At 60.7% G+C, this 15,736-nt stretch carries 13 protein-coding genes and 1 pseudogene; 7 read left to right on the top strand and 7 right to left on the bottom strand.

All coding sequences use genetic code 11. The annotated features are described in order from the left end of the window. Positions 1-61: 61 nt before the first annotated feature. Both SJY21_RS04135 and pyrC read right to left on the bottom strand, forming a co-directional pair. The gene (locus SJY21_RS04135; RefSeq protein WP_377506594.1) at positions 62-742 is read right to left on the bottom strand and encodes an orotate phosphoribosyltransferase; all 681 of its coding nucleotides are present in this window, start codon (positions 740-742) and stop codon (positions 62-64) included. 18 nt (positions 743-760) lie between these two features. Continuing rightward, positions 761-1,813: a dihydroorotase gene (gene pyrC, locus SJY21_RS04130; protein WP_377506591.1), complete on the bottom strand. Its 1,053-nt coding sequence runs from the start codon at positions 1,811-1,813 to the stop codon at positions 761-763. A gap of 105 nt (positions 1,814-1,918) precedes the next feature. On the opposite strand from pyrC, the gene SJY21_RS04125 reads away from it, so the two are divergent. Further along, the gene (locus SJY21_RS04125; RefSeq protein WP_377506589.1) at positions 1,919-2,200 is read left to right on the top strand and encodes a hypothetical protein; all 282 of its coding nucleotides are present in this window, start codon (positions 1,919-1,921) and stop codon (positions 2,198-2,200) included. Here the strand turns inward: SJY21_RS04125 and SJY21_RS04120 are convergent. Beyond that, entirely contained in the window at positions 2,177-3,133 is a 957-nt protein-coding gene (locus SJY21_RS04120) for a phosphoadenosine phosphosulfate reductase (RefSeq protein WP_377506586.1), read from the bottom strand. The genes SJY21_RS04125 and SJY21_RS04120 overlap by 24 nt on opposite strands. A 66-nt stretch (positions 3,134-3,199) precedes the next feature. Next, positions 3,200-4,402 (bottom strand): acyl-CoA dehydrogenase, encoded by a 1,203-nt coding sequence (locus SJY21_RS04115; RefSeq protein WP_377506584.1) that lies wholly within the window; start codon positions 4,400-4,402, stop codon positions 3,200-3,202. Positions 4,403-4,541: 139 nt separating this feature from the next. On the opposite strand from SJY21_RS04115, the gene SJY21_RS04110 reads away from it, so the two are divergent. After that, positions 4,542-6,365, top strand: a complete 1,824-nt coding sequence (locus SJY21_RS04110) for an ABCB family ABC transporter ATP-binding protein/permease (protein ID WP_377506580.1) — start codon at positions 4,542-4,544, stop codon at positions 6,363-6,365. Positions 6,366-6,425: 60 nt separating this feature from the next. Further along, the gene (locus tag SJY21_RS04105) at positions 6,426-7,613 is read left to right on the top strand and encodes a multidrug effflux MFS transporter (RefSeq protein ID WP_377506577.1); all 1,188 of its coding nucleotides are present in this window, start codon (positions 6,426-6,428) and stop codon (positions 7,611-7,613) included. A 46-nt stretch (positions 7,614-7,659) separates the two neighbouring features. Here SJY21_RS04105 and SJY21_RS04100 read toward each other — a convergent pair. Beyond that, positions 7,660-7,825 (bottom strand): annotated as a pseudogene (locus SJY21_RS04100) (DUF1328 domain-containing protein). Positions 7,826-7,976: 151 nt separating this feature from the next. On the opposite strand from SJY21_RS04100, the gene SJY21_RS04095 reads away from it, so the two are divergent. Both SJY21_RS04095 and SJY21_RS04090 read left to right on the top strand, forming a co-directional pair. Continuing rightward, the gene (locus SJY21_RS04095) at positions 7,977-8,276 is read left to right on the top strand and encodes a hypothetical protein (RefSeq protein ID WP_377506574.1); all 300 of its coding nucleotides are present in this window, start codon (positions 7,977-7,979) and stop codon (positions 8,274-8,276) included. Then, on the top strand, positions 8,273-8,602 hold the full coding sequence (locus SJY21_RS04090; protein ID WP_377506571.1) for a hypothetical protein: 330 nt from the start codon (positions 8,273-8,275) through the stop codon (positions 8,600-8,602). The genes SJY21_RS04095 and SJY21_RS04090 overlap by 4 nt, the downstream gene beginning before the upstream one ends. A gap of 4 nt (positions 8,603-8,606) precedes the next feature. Here SJY21_RS04090 and SJY21_RS04085 read toward each other — a convergent pair whose 3' ends face one another. Both SJY21_RS04085 and SJY21_RS04080 read right to left on the bottom strand, forming a co-directional pair. Then, positions 8,607-12,290: an efflux RND transporter permease subunit gene (locus SJY21_RS04085; RefSeq protein WP_377506568.1), complete on the bottom strand. Its 3,684-nt coding sequence runs from the start codon at positions 12,288-12,290 to the stop codon at positions 8,607-8,609. Beyond that, the gene (locus SJY21_RS04080; RefSeq protein WP_377506565.1) at positions 12,287-13,504 is read right to left on the bottom strand and encodes an efflux RND transporter periplasmic adaptor subunit; all 1,218 of its coding nucleotides are present in this window, start codon (positions 13,502-13,504) and stop codon (positions 12,287-12,289) included. The genes SJY21_RS04085 and SJY21_RS04080 overlap by 4 nt, the downstream gene beginning before the upstream one ends. A 211-nt stretch (positions 13,505-13,715) precedes the next feature. Between SJY21_RS04080 and SJY21_RS04075 the strand changes: the two genes are divergently transcribed. After that, positions 13,716-14,384: a hypothetical protein gene (locus SJY21_RS04075; protein WP_377506562.1), complete on the top strand. Its 669-nt coding sequence runs from the start codon at positions 13,716-13,718 to the stop codon at positions 14,382-14,384. Between the two features lie 23 nt (positions 14,385-14,407). Next, positions 14,408-15,721, top strand: coding sequence for a PQQ-binding-like beta-propeller repeat protein (locus SJY21_RS04070; RefSeq protein ID WP_377506559.1), 1,314 nt, complete (start codon positions 14,408-14,410; stop codon positions 15,719-15,721). Positions 15,722-15,736 lie beyond the last annotated feature (15 nt).

The following is a 15,736-nucleotide window of genomic DNA, read 5'->3' as shown; positions in this document are numbered from 1 at the left end:
TTCTGTCAACATCTGCGGTGGGCGCGGGCGTTAACCTTGCGGAAAGATTGGCGAGTTTTTTCTACGCACCCGCCCGTGCGGCGGACCATGCGGCGGGATCGCCAAGATACGATTCGACTTCGGCAAGGGTTTCGGGCGTAAAATGCCCTTGTGCCTTGGCCTCGGCCAGCACGTCCCACCATGTGCACAGGTGCAGAAGTTGCACGCCGTGATCGCCCAGCGTTTTCTCGACGCCGTCAAAGATGCCGTAATAGAAGATCACCGCCGTGGCGTTGCAGGTTGCGCCGGTGTCGCGGATTGCATCGACGAACGACAGCTTGCTGCCTCCGTCTGTTGTCAGATCCTCGACCAGCAGCACGCGCTGGCCTTCGGTCATGACCCCTTCGATGCGGGCATTGCGCCCGTAACCCTTTGGTTTCTTGCGCACATATGTCATTGGCAGGGCCATGCGTTCGGCCACCATCGCGCCAAAGGGGATGCCGGCGGTTTCGCCACCTGCGATGTTGTCGAAGGCTTCGAAACCGCATTCGCGCATGACGGTCACGGTCAGAAAATCCATGAGGGTCGTGCGAATACGCGGAAAGGAAATCAGCTTGCGACAGTCGATATATGTCGGTGCCTGCTTGCCGCTGGCGTGGGTAAATGGTTCGTCCGCGTTGAACGAAATCGCCTCGATTTCCAGCAGCATACGGGCTGTCAGGCGCGCCATTTCGTCTTTGGTCGGGAAACTTGTCGGGATCATCTGCGCGGTCCTGTAGCGTCAGGTTTCCACATGCCAATGCAGCGGAAAACCGGGATTGAAAAGTGTCACAGGGCCTTCGCCCGTGTCGATATGGGCGGGGTAGTCAACGGGCGCCCCGCGCACAAGCGTGATCGTGTCCTCGGACGCAGGCAAACCATAGAACGCAGGACCGTTGAGGGATGCAAATGCCTCGAGTTGCGACAATTTTCGTGCCGCATCAAAGACTTCGGCAAGGCATGACATTGTGTTGGTCGCCGAAAACACCCCTGCGCAACCGCATTCCTGCAGTTTGCGCGCATCGGTGTGGGGCGCGGAATCGGTGCCAAGGAAAAACCGTTTGTCGCCAGATATCGCGGCCTGCACCAGCGCCACACGATGCTTTTCGCGTTTGGCCACGGGCAGGCAGTAGTAATGCGGGCGGATGCCACCGGCAAGGATATGATTGCGGTTGATGATCAGGTGGTGCGTGGTGATCGTGGCGGCCAGATTTTTTGAACTGTCGCGCACGTAATCTACGGCGTTTTGCGTGGTCACATGTTCCATGACGACACGCAGGTCGGGCGTTTTCTTGCGGATCGGTTTCAGGACCTTGTCGATGAACGCCGCCTCGCGGTCGAAAATGTCGATGTCGGGGTCGGTGACTTCGCCGTGCACACAAAGCGGCATACCGATCTCGGCCATGGTTTCCAGCACCGGGCGGACCTTGTCGAAATCGGCGACACCGCTGGCGGAATTGGTTGTTGCGCCTGCGGGGTAAAGTTTCACGGCCGTGGCAATGCCATCGGCGTGGGCGCGGGCCACATCGGCCGGATCGGTGTCTTCGGTCAGGTAAAGCGTCATCAGCGGTTGGAACGCCATGCCATCGGGCAGGGCGGCCATGATCCGGTCGCGGTAGGCGGCGGCATGGGCTGCCGTGACAACGGGTGGCACCAGATTGGGCATGATGATTGCTCGGCCAAAGTGGCGGGCAGATTCGGGCAACACGCCTTGCAGCATCGCCCCGTCACGCAGGTGCAAATGCCAATCGTCTGGGCGGCGGATCGTCAGGCGGTCTATGATCTTTGGGCTCATGGGAACCGATTACACCCAAGTGGACGTTCTGACCAGAGGGCGTGTCTTTTCCCCCCGCGCGGCGCGACCGGTGTGCTAGGATGGGTGCAACAAACGGAGAGTGACATGTTCGGATTCATTATCGCAATCGTTGGCGGCTTTGTGACGCCTTACCTTGATGCCCCCGTTGCGCGGCCATTGGCCAAGCTGGTGTCGCCGCTTTTTGCGGTCGCGGAAAGTGAGCATCGCTTGCTGAGCTTCATGGTCGTGTTGGTCGCGGTCGGGGGTCTGGCGCGGGTGTTTTACAGTGGCACACCGTTCTGGATCGCGATCGGGCTGGTGTTGGGTTACTTTGCGGCCCGGATCGTCGCGGGCGCGCAAAAACTACTCGCCGACCGGCGCGGCTAGGGCATCAAGTTCTTCCAGCTTGCGGCGGAACAGCGGGCGCTGGCGCTCGCGCAGCACAAATTCACAGACGCGGCGGGTCAGGTCGGGCCGCGCGCGGTTTTCGGTGATGTGCAGCAGGGCGCGCAAATAGGGCAGGTGGCTTTGGCGCTTGCGATAAAGGCGCGCAAATGCGGCCGCTGTCAGTTTGCCATCCATCGCCGCGACGATCATGGGGGCCAGCAGGTGCATCCCCGCCAGATCCCGTTCAATCGTATCGCCCAGATTTGGCACGCGAAGTTTCGTGACATTGGATTTGGTGAACATCGCCGCATGCATGGCATCCAACTGCTGGCGCGGATCATAGACGATTGTGGCGCGGTCCACCGCGTCGATCATATCAGGCGCATAGCCGTATCTGTCGGTAAATGACGTGCGGCGCATCTTGCGAAAACGGTCGTCCCATTCGGTGACGCGCGGATCAAGGGTGGCAAAGGGGCGCAATGCCAGAACCTGCGCGCCAGGGGCTGCAACCGAATAGGCCGCAGCGGCGTAACCACCCATGCCCGCACCGTAAAACAGCACCGAATCGAAGTCCTCGAAGAAGCCGTCATCGACCAGCCGATCAAAATATCCGTAAACATACCGGTCACGGAACCAGCTGTTTTTCGTTGCCAGAATCGCCAGATGCGACCAGCCTTCTTCGCGCACAAAGGTGAACCCGATCGGTTCTTCGTCGTGGTTCAGCTTGTGAGCGGTGTTGACCGTTTCAAATGTCACCAGCAGTTTTGTGCCTTCGTCGATGAAGGCGGCCATGTGATCGGGACCAAGGTTTTCAAAATAGCCGTATTCCTCGGCCACGTCCTCAAGCTGGGCCAGCCATTCATCCTGGCCAAGATCGGTGAGGTCGGCATCAAACTTGCTGGCAGCGTCTTTCATCACACTCTTTCCTGTCACGGGCTGGCCCCTTGTTGCGCCCATTTGCGGCGAAACTTGGCAAGGGGATAGCCCTTTTTGCGACCGTTAGAAAAAGGCCTGCAATCCGGTCTGCGCCCGCCCCAGAATAAGCGCATGAACGTCGTGCGTGCCCTCATAGGTATTTACCGTTTCAAGGTTTATCATATGGCGCATCACTTGGAAATCTTCTGCAATTCCGTTGCCGCCGTGCATGTCGCGGGCGTGGCGGGCGATGTCGAGCGCCTTGCCGCAGTTGTTGCGCTTCATCATTGAGATCATTTCGGGCGCGGCGGTGTGGTCCTCCATCAGGCGCCCCACCCGCAGTGACCCTTGCAGGCCTAAGGTGATTTCGGTTTGCATGTCGGCCAGTTTTTTCTGGAAAAGCTGGGTTTGCGCCAGCGGCTTGTTGAATTGCTTGCGGTCCAGCCCGTATTGACGTGCGGCGTGCCAGCAGGCCTCGGCCGCGCCCATGACGCCCCAGCTGATGCCGTAACGCGCGCGGTTGAGACAGCCGAACGGACCCTTGAGGCCTTGGACATTGGGCAGCAGCGCATCTTCGCCGACTTCCACGCCGTCCATGACGATTTCACCGGTGATTGAGGCACGCAGGGACAGTTTGCCGCCGATTTTTGGCGCAGACAGCCCCTTCATGCCCTTTTCCAGAACAAAGCCGCGAATCTTGCCTTCGTGCGCATCGGACTTGGCCCAGATCACAAACACATCAGCGATAGGACTATTGGAAATCCACATCTTTGATCCGCTGATCTTGTAGCCCGTCGCGGTCTTTTCCGCGCGGGTTTTCATGCCACCCGGGTCACTGCCTGCGTCGGGTTCGGTCAGCCCGAAACAGCCGATCAGCGTGCCAGCGGCCAAACCGGGCAGGTATTTTTGCCGTTGTTCATCAGAGCCATAGGCGTGGATCGGATACATCACCAAGGACGATTGCACCGACATCATCGACCGATAGCCGCTATCGACCCGCTCAATCTCGCGCGCAACAAGGCCGTAGGTGACATAACCCGCGCCCAGCCCGCCGTATTCCTCGGGGATGGTCAGGCCCAGCAGGCCCGCATCGCCCATCTCGCGGAAAATGCCCGCATCGGTTTCTGCGTTGCTGTAGGCGGCTGTAACGCGTGGTTGCAGGGACGTCTGGGCGAATGTGTTGGCTGCGTCGCGCAGCATCCGTTCATCTTCGGTCAACTGACCCTCAAGATGGAAAGGATCAGCCCAGTCAAACGGGCCAAGGTCGGGTTTATCAAGGGCGGTCATCGGGAACTCCTGTGCGTGCTTTGCCCAAGTCCTAGCGGCTCGCAGGGGAAGGGGCAATGCGACCCTCTTGCAGGTCATGACTGGTCATTCGCCAATGGCGCCCCTATCTAAACCTATCCGTTCAGAAGAAAGCCGAAATATGCGCCGCCTGCCCAAAACCGCTGCCAACCTCAACAACGAACAACTGAACGGGATGCGCACGATCCGGCGGGTTGTTCCCTATCTGTGGCCCGACGGGCAGGCATGGGTGAAGCGCCGTGTGGTCATGGCGCTGGTCGTGCTGTTTCTGGCGAAACTGATCGCGGTGGGCACGCCCCTGTTTTACAAGGGCGCGGTGGACAGTCTGGCCGGTGAAGACGGTGGATCGTCGGCCCTGTTTCTGGCGATGGGGGCCGTGGGGCTGACGCTGGCCTATGGTATGGCGCGGCTGATGAATGTCGGGTTCCAACAGTTGCGGGACGTGATATTCGCGCGGGTCGGGCAGCGCGCGTTGCGCCAGTTGGCGCTTGAGACATTCACCCATATCCACCGCCTGTCCATGCGCTATCACATCACCCGCAAGACCGGCGGGTTAAGCCGGATCATCGAACGCGGTGTGAAGGGCGTGGAATTCCTGCTGCGGTTCCTGTTGTTCAGTATCGGCCCGCTGATCCTTGAACTGCTGATGATTTCGGTGGTTTTGTTTTTCCTGTTCGATGTCTGGTATCTGGCCGTCGTGGTTGTCACCATCGCGCTTTATGTCTGGTTTACGTTCCGTGTCACCGAATGGCGCGTGAAGATCCGCAAGGAAATGAACGATCAGGATACGGACGCAAACCAAAAGGCGATCGACAGCCTGCTGAATTTTGAAACGGTCAAGTATTTCGGCGCCGAGGCGCGCGAGGCCGCACGATATGACGGGGCGATGGCGCAGTATGAACAGGCTGCGCTGAAAACCAACTACACGCTTGGGTTCCTGAACTTTGGCCAATCGCTGCTGATCACTGGCGGGCTGGTCGCGGTGATGATCATGGCCGCCGTGGGCGTGCAAAACGGTGTGCTGACGGTCGGTGATTTCGTCATGGTCAACGCCTATATGATCCAGATCACCATGCCGCTGAACTTTCTGGGTACGGTTTACCGCGAAATTCGCCAAGCCTTGGTCGATATGGGGCAGATGTTCGATTTGTTAGAGCAACCGTCCGAAGTGACTGATAAATCGGGTGCGGATGTTCTAAATGTGCAAGGCGGTGAAGTGGAGCTGGACGACGTATTGTTCGGATATGACGCCGCGCGCCCGATTTTGAAGGGCGTCAGCCTCAAGGTCGGCGCGGGTCAGACCGTGGCGATTGTCGGGTCTAGTGGTTCGGGAAAATCCACCATCGGGCGGCTGCTGTTCCGGTTCTATGATGTGAACGGCGGGGCGTTGAAAATCGACGGGCAGGACGTGCGCGACGTAACGCAACACAGCCTGCACGCCCAGATCGGCGTGGTGCCGCAGGACACGGTGCTGTTCAACGACACGATCCTTTACAATATCGCCTACGGGCGCGCTGATGCCACACGGTCCGAGATCGAAGCCGCCGCCAAGGCCGCCAAGATTCATGATTTCATCCAAAGCCTGCCCGACGGATACGAAACCACAGTGGGCGAGAGGGGCCTCAAGCTGTCAGGCGGTGAAAAACAGCGGGTCGGGATTGCCCGCACCCTGCTGAAAAACCCGCCGATCCTGCTGCTGGACGAAGCCACCAGCGCGCTGGACACGGAAACCGAAATGGAAATCCAGGCCGAGCTTAAGGCGATGGGGCAGGGCCGCACGGTCATTACCATCGCCCACCGCCTGTCCACCATTGCCGATGCCGACCGGATCGTCGTGCTGGAAAACGGCGTGATCGTCGAAGAAGGCACCCATGATGCGCTGCTGGCCAAGGGGGATCGCTATGCCCAACTGTGGAACAGGCAGCAACAGGAAGAAGCCGCCTGAGGGTGATTGCCAAGTCGTGCGTTGCGGCGTAGCAGGGCAGTTCCCACCTAAGAGGTTACGATGCTGCGCTTTGCCCTGATCCTTGGTCTTTTGTCTGCCGTTGGCCCCTTTGCCATCGACATGTATCTGCCCGCCTTGCCGATGATCGAGGGCGATCTGGGGGCAAGTGTCGCGGCCACACAGATGACGCTGACTGCCTATTTCATCGCCTTTGGTCTGGCCCAACTGGTCTATGGCCCGTGGTCCGATCAGGTCGGGCGTAAGCCGCCGTTGTATCTGGGGCTAGGAATTTTTGCAGTGGCAACAGTGGGTTGCGCGCTGTCCCCCAGCATCGGTTGGTTGATTGCGTTCCGCGCGATGCAGGGGCTGGGCGGGGCTGTGCTGATGGTCGTGCCGCGCGCGATCATTCGGGATCGTTACACCGGCGTCGAGGGCACCAAACTGATGGCCATGGTCATGCTGGTGATCTCCGTCTCGCCGATGCTGGCGCCCTTGGCGGGCAGCGGGTTGCTATTGGTCGGTGGCTGGCGGTTGCTGTTTTGGGCAATGTTCGCGGCGGCAGGGGCCAGCCTGCTGGTCACGGCCTTTGCGTTTCGCGAAACTCTTGCGCCAGATATGCGGGTGCCGATCAATTTCGCAAACCTGCGCCGTGGTGCGCTTGTCTTGCTGCGCGATCCGGTGTTCATGGGGCTGACGATGATCGGCGGCTTTGGCATGGCCAGTTTCTTTGTGTTCCTTGCCAATGCGGCCTTTGTTTACACCGATCAATTCGGGCTGACACCCACAGGCTTCAGCATCGCGTTTGCGGTCAACGCCATCGGCTTTTTCGGTGCGTCACAGGCAGCGGGTCCGCTGGGCGCGCGCTTTGGTATGGTGGCGGTGATGCGCAATGCGATCATTGGCTTTGCGCTGATCACGGCGGCGTTGACGCTGGTTGTCGCGCTGGGCGGTGGCACGCTTTATGTGATCATCGCCGGGCTGGCGCTGGGCAATGCCTGCCTTGGGCTGGTGATCCCGACGACGATGGTCATGGCGCTGGATGACCACGGCGATATTGCCGGCCTCGCGTCATCCCTTGGTGGCACCCTGCAAATGCTGGTGGGCGGCGTGATGATGGTGCTGTCGGCGCAGTTCTTCAACGGCACGGCCCTGCCGATGGTCGCCGCGATTGCGCTCTGCGCGCTGGCAGCACTTGGTCTGTCGCTCTGGATCATGGGGCGGGTGGGGCAACCGTCGGCTGCAACCTGATCATAGCGGCCGCCCCAGGACAGGGCGGCCCCTTTTTACTGCTGTGTCACATCCGCCGTATGAGGCGTGACAGCAGGGCCAGGCCGAACAAAACCAAGAAGATGAAAAAGAGAATCTGCGCGATACCGGCGGAAGCCGAGGCGATGCCGCCAAAGCCTACGAACGCCTGCGACAATCGCGATGATAAGGAATGTAGCAGCCCAATAGAGCATGATGGTTCTCCTTTTTTCAGACACGGCAATTGTGCCGTGGGACGCCCCCTATATGGGATGGAAAATGCATATTTCCAGTGATAAACTTGAAATCCAAGCCCTTGGCACATAGCTCCAATGTCATCATTCATGACTGAAAGGAGATCGTACAATGGCGACGACAACCAAAGATGAAGTCAAGAACGCCACCGTGACCCAGAAGGATTTGGCGGAGCAGATCGAACGCATCAAAGAGGATGTTTCTGATCTGACATCGCTTCTGGCCGAGACCGGATCGCAAAAGGCCCAAGACGCAAAAGCCGCCGCGCGCGCACGTGCAAGTGAGGCGGGCAAGCAGGCGCAGGACCTTGGCATCCAGACGCAGGATTTTGTTGCCGCACGGCCCGGCGTCGCCTTGGGTGTTGCGGCAGGCCTCGGCTTTCTGGTCGGATTCATGGGCGGCCGCAAATGATCGCCGCATATTTCGAAGCAAAGGCTGCTCGGGTGCTTGACTGGGCGGCCTACGGTGGTGCAGGCACGCTGTTGGTATTGTCCGGCGTCGGGCTTTTGGCCACCGCCGGATTGATCGTGCTTAGCGAGTTGGTTGGCTGGCCGCTTGCGCTGACCATCGTCGGGACGTCCCTGAGTGGTGCTGGCCTTGTCATGGTCGGACTTTCACGATCCGCTGACCCCAAACCAGCCCCGCGCAGGCCCGAAGCCGAAGCAGAGGGCGCGGCAATGGTGCAGGCGTTCTTGCAAGGTGTTCAGACCGGCACGGCGGCCAAGGCGGCGCGCTAAGACGCTATTCAGCCGCCTTGAGCGGGGTATCGGGCACCATTTCGGGGGCAGGGCTCGTGAACGGGTCTTCGCCCCAGAGGATCTCCGGCGCGCGCACCCGTTTGGCATCGCGTTCCAACGCCCAGTCCTGCGCCGCGCGGCTGCCACGGCCCAGCGACAGTTTCGCCAGCAGTTGCCCGCCCCAGCGCGCGTAGGTCGTCACCCAGACCCGCAGCGCCAGCATCGAGGGCGTGAACACCAGTGTCAGCACCGTGGCGATCCCAAGGCCGAACACAACAGCCGTGGCCAACTGTTTCCACCAAAGCGCGGTGGGGCTGTCGATGCTGAACCCGCCGTTGATGAAATCAAGCGAAAGCCCGAACATCATCGGCGCCAGGCCCGCCATGGTGGTGATCGTGGTCAGCAGCACGGGGCGAATGCGGTCTTCGGCTGTCCGCGTGATCGCCTCGGTCCGCGGCATGTATTTTTCGTATTCCTGATAGGTGTCGATCAGCACGATGTTGTTGTTCACCACGATCCCCGCAAGGGCGACGATCCCCGTGCCGGTCATGATGATACTGAACGCCTGATCCATCACCAGCATGCCGATCAGCACGCCTGTGGTGGACAAAACGACCGCCAGCAGCACAAGGACCGAGTTGTAAAAGCTGTTGAATTGCGCCAGCAGGATGATGAACATCAGTGCCAAGGCACCGGCAAAGGCGGTCATCAGAAACGCCTGACTTTCCTCTTGTTCTTGTGCATCCCCCGTCCATTCAAAGCCGATCCCAGCAGGCAGGTTGCCCGGTGTTTCCAGCCACTGCGTCAACACCGCGATACGTTCGTTGGGGTTCACGACCGTCTGCACCAGCGTGCCATCGGCGATCTGGTCTTGCACGGCGCTGTCAGTCTCGGCCGCCGCAGCTGTGGTGACGCGAAATTCGCCAGTGTCGGGGTCGGTCAGCTTTACAAGGTCGCTTTCCACGCCCGCCTTGACGTCAAAATAGCGTTCCTGATCAATGCGGTTGATCTGCGCCAGTTTCGGCACGGCCGTGCGGGTGATGAAATTGGACAGGGGCACAAGGCCTGCCTGCGTGCGCACGCGCAAGGAATCCAGCGTAGACAACACACGGTCCTGTTCGGGCAGGCGCACGCGGATGTCGATCTGTTCATCGCCGCCTTCGGGTGTGTAGCTGCCCAGCATGATGCCGCGGGTGATCAGCTGCACCATACCGCCCACGGTGGCCACATCGGCACCATACCGGCCCGCCTTTTCCACATCGACGCTGATTTCCCAATCAATACCGGGCAGGGGGCGGCTGTCTTCGATCACTGTCAGGCCGGGGGTGTCCTCGAACAGGATGCGCGCGGCGTCCGTGGCGGCCAGCAGTTGGTCCCAATCATTGCCCGTCAGGCGCAGGTGCAGCGGTTTCGCGGCCCCCGGACCCATCGACAGGTTCAGGATTTCGGTGCGGATACCGGGGATTGTGTCCAGTTTCGCTTGCAGCGTCGCCATGACGACATCACCGTCCAGTTCTTCCAGCGTGATTTCGCCCTCGTGAGTGCGCGCATAATCGGGGCGGTCCTCCCACGGGATCAGTTCGATCTGCAACTGGCCAATGGCGTCACCGGGGCCACCTGCACCGGCAGTGTTCTGGTTCAACCCGCCCGCACCGGCAAAGGCAAACACCGTCTGCACACCGGGCGTATCCAGCGCCATTTGTTCCGCCATCATCACGATCGCGTCTTTTTCGGGCAGGGACAGGTTGCCGCGCGCCTGCACGTAGACGATGGCCTGTTCGGGTTCGCTTTCGACAAAGAATTCAACGCCGTTGTTGTTCGCGCCAAAGTAGCCAAAGACCGAGACGACGATAAAGCCGATCGCGCCGATACTGACCAATGGCATGATCGGGTTGCCGGCAATCGCGTTTATCACCCAACCAAAGGGCGAGCGGCGATAGCCTGCCTTGATGCGCTTGGCCTGACGGTGAACGCGCACGGACCCAACGGTGATCGACGTGGCGATCGCCCCAAGGAAAAACACGATCATCCCCGGAAGCGAGGCGACAAAACCGTCTGTTTGCACGGCCTCGCCAGACAGGTAGGCGGGGTTCAGAACCATCATCGCGCCGATAAACACCAGCAGCATCGACGGCACGACCAACACCGCGCGCAGCCACCACGGCGCGATGCGGCGCAACCCGTCCGAGGCATAGCCGAATGTCCGGCTCATCCGCCCTGTGACACCGCCCAGCACGGGCAGATAGATCAGCGCGACGATCAGCGAGGCCGAGAGCACGAAAATCAGCGTGACGGGCAGCATGCCCATGAATTGCCCCGGCACACCGGGCCAGAACAGCATCGGCAGGAAGGCACAAAGCGTCGTGGCAGTGGAACTGACGATGGGCCAGAACATGCGCTTGGCCGCCTCGACATAGGCGTGCATCGGGCCGACACCTTCGCGGATGCGTTTGTCGGCGTATTCCACGACCACAATCGCCCCGTCCACCAGCATCCCCACGGCGAGGATCAGACCGAACATGACGATGTTTGAAATGGTGATATCCATGACCGCGAGCAGGGCAAAGCACAGCAGGAATGATGTCGGGATCGAAAAGCCGACCAGCAGGGCGGGGCGGGTGCCAAGGGCGGCCAGCACGACGATCATCACCAGCGCGATGGCCGTCAGCACCGAGCCTTCCAACTGGCTGACCATTGACGCCACGTTGCGGCTTTGGTCATTCGAGGTTCCGACCTGAACGGCAACCTGCAAATCCTCGGGCCAAGTGGCCTGTTCGGCGGCCACAGCCTCGCGCACCAGCGCGGACGTATCAATCAAGTTGAACCCACGCCGTTTCACCACCTGCAAGGCCACGGTGTTGACGCCATCAAAGCGCGCAACGCTTTGGCGGTCTTCAAACGTGAGGCGGATTTCGGCAAGATCACCAAGGGTGACAACGCGGTCGCCATTGGTTTTGACAGGCAGGCCGTAAACATCAAGCGCGTCATCGAACGACGATGGAATCTTGACGGAAAACGCCCCCTGCGGGCTGTCCACTTCGCCTGCGGCAATCAGCAGGTTGTTGTTGTTCACAACGTTGATCAATTCGCCAGCGGTGACGTTATAGGCTTCAAGTCGCAGGGGGTCGATCAGCACTTCCAGCATCTCGGCGCGCTCCCCTGTGAGGGAGGCTTCAAGCACGGCGTCGATGCCTTCGATCCGGTCCTGAAGGTCCTTGGCCACGTCCAGAAGCATCCGTTCGGGCACATCGCCCGTCAGGTTGATGATGATGATCGGAAACTCGGAAAAGTTGATTTCATTGATGGAATACTGATCGGCCCCGTCGGGAAACTGGGCTTCGGCATTGTTCATGGCATCGCGCACATCGGCCATGATCGTGGTCTTGTCCCAGCCGAATTCAAACTCCAGCGCGACGCCGGCATAGCCTTCGGCGGCAGTGGCCGTCATGGTTTTCAGACCGTCCAGATCGGACAGTTCGGATTCCATCGGTTTGACCAGCAGGGTTTCGCTGTCTTCGGCGGAAATGCCGGGGAAGGGGACCGATACGAACAGGACCGGAATTTCAATGTCGGGCTCGCCCTCCTTGGGCAGGCCCACATAGGCAAAGCCCCCCGCCAGCAGCGACAGGACAATAAAGGCCATGACCATCCGCGCGCGGGAGGCGGCGATATCAACCAGTTTGATCATCCGTCCACCTCTTGAAAGGTGGGCGCGATGGCGACACCGTCGATCACATATTCCTGCCCGATGATGATCACATCGACCGTTTCAGGCAGGCCCGCAACCCAGACGCCATCAACCGTGTCACGCAGCAAGGTGACGGGCAGGAACTGCGCCGTGTTTTCGGGCGTGACCACGCGAATGCCCAACGCGCCGTCATTATTCAGCGTCAAGGACGACTGGCGCAAAAGATGCGCCTTTTGCCCGTCCGAAGCGACGATGATTTCCGCCGTCTGCCCGTCGCGGATCGCAAGATCGGCGTTGGGCACTTCGATCTCGACGCGGAAGGTGCGGGTGGTTTCATCAGCCGAGCGGGACAGGAACGTCACGCGCCCCGCCACTTCGGCCCCCGACGCAAGGCGGGCACCGGCCATGGCCCCGACCGTGACCTTGTTGACGTCGATTTCGGGCACGAAGCCGACCAGTTTGATCGGATCAAGCTGGATGATGGTTGCGCAGGCGGCCCCCGGTTGCAGCAGACTGCCCAGTTCAGCGGTATCGGTTTCCAGCAAACCGCTAAAGGGCGCTGTGATCGTCAGGTTCTCGATTTCCTTTTCGGCGGCCTGCACGGCGGCTTGGGCCAATTCAATCCCTGCCTGCGCGGAAATGACGCCCGAATTGGCGCGTTGCACACCGGCAAGTGCGGCCTCGCGGGTGGCTTCGGCGCTGACCAGACGGGTTTCGGATGCGAAACCGTCCTCGCTTAGCTGGCGGGCGGCGTTGACGTTGATATCGGCCTCGCGCACGCGGGCCTGCGCTTCGACAACGGCGGCCTGGGCTTCGGGAACGCGGCCCTCGGCCTCGCCCAGACGGGCGCGGGCCTCGGCCAGACGGGAGGCGCGGGTGCCCGGATCAAGTTCGCACATGATGTCGCCTGCGTTGACGAACGACCCCTTGCGCAGCGGATCGGAAACCACCTGACCCGTGGTTTCGGCGCGCACATCAACCTGTCGGGCCGCTTCGGTGCGGCCACGCATAATTACGGCACTATCAATGGTTTGGGCGGTGGATGTCATGGCAACAACCGACACGGTGCGCGCCGGTTCAGCCGTTTCCACGACCGTTTCGGTTTCGGGTGCGGACTCTGACTGGGCAAAGGCCAGGAGCGTATCGCGGTGAAACACCAGCAAGAACAAAAAGGCTGTCACCAGAATGGCGGTGAGGATGGGCATCAGTTTCATTCGGGCCTCGATGTTGTGCGGTTGCGGTGCAATGCACCACCGTTTTGAATTCTTACAGGTTATACTCTGAACCGGTTAGTTTAGATTAGTCTTATTTGCAAGAATTTCCAAAGGAAGCGTGAACACTGCTGACAGCTGTTGCAGGGGGGTTTGCAAGGGGCCATGCTTCGCGTTAAGACATGCGCTAATTCAAGGCGCTTGAGGACAAAAAATGAGCAACAACGAAAGCTTTATCGACGAAGTCACCGAAGAGGTGCGCCGCGATCAGTTGTTCATGTATTTGCGCCGTTATGGCTGGATTGCCGTGGCCTGTGTGCTGGTGCTGGTGGGCGGTGCTGCGTTCAACGAATATCGCAAGGCATCCGAAGCGGCGACCGCGCAGGCCCTGGGTGATGCCGTGTTCGCCGCCCTTGAAAACGATGATGCCGCAGATCGCGCCACGGCCTTGGCTGCGATTGATGTCGCTGGCCCCGCTGGCGCTGTTGCAGGTTTGCTTGAAGCCGCCGCATTGCAGGAAACCGGTGATGTTGCGGGCGCTGCGGCGCAATTGGACGCGATTGCCACTGATCCAGAGGTCGCGCCGATCTATCGTGATCTGGCCAGCCTCAAGTCGCTGATGTTGCAGGCCGATACGATGGATGCGGACACGCGCCGCGCGGCACTGGACGCGCTGGCCGTGCCGGGTGCGCCGTTCCGTCTGCTGGCGCTGGAACAGATTGCCTTTACGCATGTGGCCGCCGGTGACAACGCCGCAGCCATCGAAACTCTCAACGCGGTTCTTGAGGATGCGGAAATCACGCGGGGCTTGCGTGATCGGGCGCAAAGCTTGATTGTGGCCTTGGGTGGCGATTTGGACGGCGCGACAGACGCAGGCCAATAGGTAACGACGGGCGGAGCAGTAACGTGAAAACACGACAAAGATTTATCGGTGCGGCGATGGCCCTAGGTGTGCTGGCCGCCTGTGGCGAACAGGATGTGATCCTGTCGGGCGAACGCCTTGATATACGTGACGGGATGGCAGGCGCGGCGATCGACGAGGCCGTTGAACTGCGCGCCTTCGCGATGCCAGCCACCACGACAAACGGCGATTGGACCCACCGCAATGGCGGACCGCAGCACCCCGGTGGGCATCTGGCCCTTGGTGGCGCGCTGACGCAGGTCTTTGCTGTCAATATCGGGCAGGGCGACGGGCGCCGCGCCCGCATCACTGCCGATCCCGTGGTGGCCGGTGGTGTGATCTATACGTTGGACGCGGGCGCGCAGGTCGCCGCCGTTACCACGGCTGGCGCGCTGGCCTGGACCCGCGATCTGACCCCGCCGACCGACAACAGCCGCGATGCATCGGGTGGTGGGTTGGCCGTGGCGGGCAACCGCGTTCTGGTCAGCACCGGCTTTGGCGAGGTCAGCGCGCTGGATGCGGCGACAGGCGCTGTTGTCTGGACTCAGGATCTGGATGCCCCCGGTGGTGCGGCACCGACCGTAGCCAACGGGTTGGTTTACGTTGTTGCGCGCGACAGCCGTGTCTGGGCGCTTGAACTGGACAGCGGCCGGATCCGCTGGCAGTTGAACGGCACACCGGGTGGCGCGAACTTCTCGGGCGGGGCAGGTGCTGCGGTTGGCGATGGCATCGCCGTGTTCCCATTCCCGTCAGGCGAGGTCCTTGCGGCCTTCCCCGAAGGGGGCTTGCGCCGCTGGTCCACCGTTGTGACAGGGCAGCGCCGTGGCAGTGCCGCCGCGACTGTATCGGACATTTCCGGCGATCCGGTGATTGCGGGTGATACGGTATATGTTGGCAACTTCTCGGGCCGCGTGGCGGCGCTGGATATCGCCAATGGTGATCGCATCTGGACCGCCACAGAAGGCACGACCGGCCCTGTCTGGGCGGCTGGCAGTTCGCTGTTCATGGTCAACGATCTGAATGAATTACTGCGTCTTGATGCTGGCGACGGCAGCGTCTTATGGCGCACAGCGTTGCCGCAGTTTGTCGAAGGGCGCACACGCCGCCAGAAAACCCTGCATGCCCATTACGGCCCTGTGCTGGCCGGTGGTCGGTTGATCGTGGCCTCCTCGGATGGTGCCTTGCGCCAGTTCAACCCCGAAACCGGTGCCTTGATCGGGCAGGTTGCCTTGCCCGGTGGTGCCGCAAGCGCACCCGTTGTCGCGGGCCAGACCCTTTATGTGGTGAACAAGCGCGGGCAACTTCTGGCTTTCCGTTAGTCGCGGAAAGGTGTA

It is taken from the genome of Octadecabacter sp. R77987 (genome assembly GCF_042466115.1).
GTDB lineage: Bacteria > Pseudomonadota > Alphaproteobacteria > Rhodobacterales > Rhodobacteraceae > SW4.
This window is presented reverse-complemented; position numbering and strand designations above follow the sequence as displayed.

Coding starts and splice junctions, on each gene's coding strand:
- SJY21_RS04135 (WP_377506594.1), bottom strand. CDS start 742: ATGATCCCGACAAGTTTCCCGACCAAAGACGAAATGGCGCGCCTGACA.
- pyrC (WP_377506591.1), bottom strand. CDS start 1,813: ATGAGCCCAAAGATCATAGACCGCCTGACGATCCGCCGCCCAGACGAT.
- SJY21_RS04125 (WP_377506589.1), top strand. CDS start 1,919: ATGTTCGGATTCATTATCGCAATCGTTGGCGGCTTTGTGACGCCTTAC.
- SJY21_RS04115 (WP_377506584.1), bottom strand. CDS start 4,402: ATGACCGCCCTTGATAAACCCGACCTTGGCCCGTTTGACTGGGCTGAT.
- SJY21_RS04110 (WP_377506580.1), top strand. CDS start 4,542: ATGCGCCGCCTGCCCAAAACCGCTGCCAACCTCAACAACGAACAACTG.
- SJY21_RS04105 (WP_377506577.1), top strand. CDS start 6,426: ATGCTGCGCTTTGCCCTGATCCTTGGTCTTTTGTCTGCCGTTGGCCCC.
- SJY21_RS04095 (WP_377506574.1), top strand. CDS start 7,977: ATGGCGACGACAACCAAAGATGAAGTCAAGAACGCCACCGTGACCCAG.
- SJY21_RS04090 (WP_377506571.1), top strand. CDS start 8,273: ATGATCGCCGCATATTTCGAAGCAAAGGCTGCTCGGGTGCTTGACTGG.
- SJY21_RS04085 (WP_377506568.1), bottom strand. CDS start 12,290: ATGATCAAACTGGTTGATATCGCCGCCTCCCGCGCGCGGATGGTCATG.
- SJY21_RS04080 (WP_377506565.1), bottom strand. CDS start 13,504: ATGAAACTGATGCCCATCCTCACCGCCATTCTGGTGACAGCCTTTTTG.
- SJY21_RS04075 (WP_377506562.1), top strand. CDS start 13,716: ATGAGCAACAACGAAAGCTTTATCGACGAAGTCACCGAAGAGGTGCGC.